General features: G+C 37.5%; 2 protein-coding genes. Both read left to right on the plus strand.

The window, feature by feature from the left end; all coding sequences use genetic code 11:
- Positions 1-1,521, plus strand: a 1,521-nt coding sequence (locus AAC037_RS23600; RefSeq protein ID WP_339906088.1) for a SulP family inorganic anion transporter, incomplete at its 5' end; no start/stop codon positions are given.
- A 54-nt stretch (positions 1,522-1,575) separates the two neighbouring features.
- Positions 1,576-2,256: a carbonic anhydrase family protein gene (locus tag AAC037_RS23605; RefSeq protein WP_149915230.1), complete on the plus strand. Its 681-nt coding sequence runs from the start codon at positions 1,576-1,578 to the stop codon at positions 2,254-2,256.
- Positions 2,257-2,320: the final 64 nt, after the last annotated feature.

Raw genomic sequence — 2,320 nt, forward strand, 5'->3', positions numbered from 1 at the left:
GGTATTTTAGCCGCAGCTTTTGGTGGTACCGAAACGCAGGCTAGCGGCCCTACTGGTCCAATGACAGTGGTTTCTGCCACATTTATTGCAATAGCAATTAGCATGACCGGAAGTCTTGAAAATGCGATGGGCATCATTGTCGCAACTTTTTTACTGGCTGGTTTATTTCAAATCTTTTTTGGATTTATAAATATCGGTAGCTACATTAGGTATTTTCCTTATCCGGTAATCTCCGGATTTATGAGTGGCGTTGGACTTATTATAATCTTATTACAAATATTTCCCTTCGCAGGACTTGGATCACCATCATCCACTTTTGGTGTTATAAAAGACATCCCTCATTTGTTTTCTGAATTTAATTTGGCTGCCATTGGGATTGGAGGTATGACGGTATTAATTTTCTATTTATTTCCGAAAATTACAAAAGCAGTTCCAAGTGCACTTGTTGCGCTCATAACAGCATCGCTTGTTGCTTACTTTTTTAAATTAAACATTCCACTTATTGGTGACATACCTGCCGGCTTACCATCCCTTAAAATAGATGGGCTATTCAGTATTGATTCCAAAGCTTATGTAATCATTATAGAATATGCGCTTGTATTAGCAGTATTGGGATCAATTGATTCGTTGCTGACATCTGTAATTGCAGATAATATAACAAAAACAAAACACAACAGTAATCGCGAATTGATTGGTCAGGGTATCGGTAATGCTGTAGCCGGATTGATAGGTGGAATACCAGGTGCAGGTGCAACCAAGGGAACGGTTGTAAATATCAATTCAGGCGGCAAAACTCGCCTTTCCGGAGTTATTCATGGTTTGTTTCTGCTGGTTGTGCTTCTTGGAGCAGGAAAGTTAGCTGCCTTTATTCCTATACCGGTATTGGCTGGAATTCTTATTCCTGTTGGCTTCAATATTATTGACGTAAAGGGATTAAAACATTTATTACATGTACCCAGAGCTGATGCAATTGTCTTGGTTATTGTTTTACTAATTACAACTTTTGGCAGCCTTATTTATGCAGTTGCCATTGGAGTGATTTTAGCTTCGGTGCTCTTTATGAAACGTTCAGGTGATATAGCCGAAAAAGGTACTTCGGGTTCTACCCTTGCTGATTTAAAAGGAGAGAAACCATGGGATGATGAAAAAAAGTTGTTCGAAGAATTCAAAGACAGCATATATGTAAAGCACCTTTACGGGCCTTTGTTTTTTGGCTTTACTTCACATTTTTTAAATCTGTTTAAAAATATTGATAAAAAAATAAAAGTCTTGATTATTCGAATGGATCGTGTTCCGCACATAGATCAAACAGGCTTGTATGCAATGGAAGAAACACTTTTTGATTTAAATAAAAAAGGATTACAAGTAGTTATTGTCGGTTTACAAAGTCAACCCGAGGATATGCTTCGCTCCATTGATATAATCCCGGATTTAATTCCGGAAAATCAGCTCTTTGAGAACATGGATATTGGTTTATCTTGGTTGAAGAAAGAACTTAACAAAGATATGACTACCCATTAGCATTGGGATTTTTACAAATGGTGAATTTAATTATAAAATTTAAGATGAAATAATATGGAAACTGAAAAAAATAAATTTGACCCTGATAAAAGTAGCGCAGATGAACTAGTAAAAACCGTGCTTAGTGCCGAGGAGCGCGCTAAATTAACTCCCGACCAAATACTTCAGGATTTTCTGGATGGTAATGAGCGGTTTAGAAACAATAATCTAACTCATCGGGATCACTCAGAGCAAATACGTAAATCTGCCTTTGGTCAATATCCTAAAGCGGTAGTTGTTAGCTGTTTGGATAGCCGTGTACCTGTTGAAGATGTTTTTGATCAGGGAATTGGAGATGTTTTTGTTGGTCGTATAGCTGGCAATTTTGTTAACGAAGACTTATTAGGCAGTTTGGAATTTGCATGTAAAGTTGCAGGAGCAAAATTAATTATAATAATGGGGCATCAACATTGCGGGGCAGTGATTGGTGCTATAGACGATGTTAAATTAGGAAACCTGACTACAACCCTTTCAAAGATAAAACCTGCTATAAGGATGAGCCAAAACTACAAGGGCAATATGACTTCCAAGAATGAAGAATTTGTAAAGATTGTATCTGAAAATAATGTAAGGCATGCCATTTCAACAATCAGATCAAAAAGCCCAATCTTAAAAGAAATGGAAGAAAACGGAGAGATAAAAATAGTTGGCCTCTTCTATACTTTAACCAAAGGAGAATTGATATTTGTTGACTAAAACGACATCCAATCGAGTGGATGGCTCCGCCATCAGATGACGGAGTGCACCCCTCACACCACCG

Origin of the sequence: uncultured Cyclobacterium sp., assembly GCF_963976465.1 — a bacterium.
Taxonomy (GTDB): Bacteria; Bacteroidota; Bacteroidia; order Cytophagales; family Cyclobacteriaceae; genus Cyclobacterium.

Bases quoted from the DNA above. Each gene is read 5' to 3' on its own strand.
- AAC037_RS23605 (WP_149915230.1), top strand. From the start codon at position 1,576: ATGGAAACTGAAAAAAATAAATTTGACCCTGATAAAAGTAGCGCAGAT.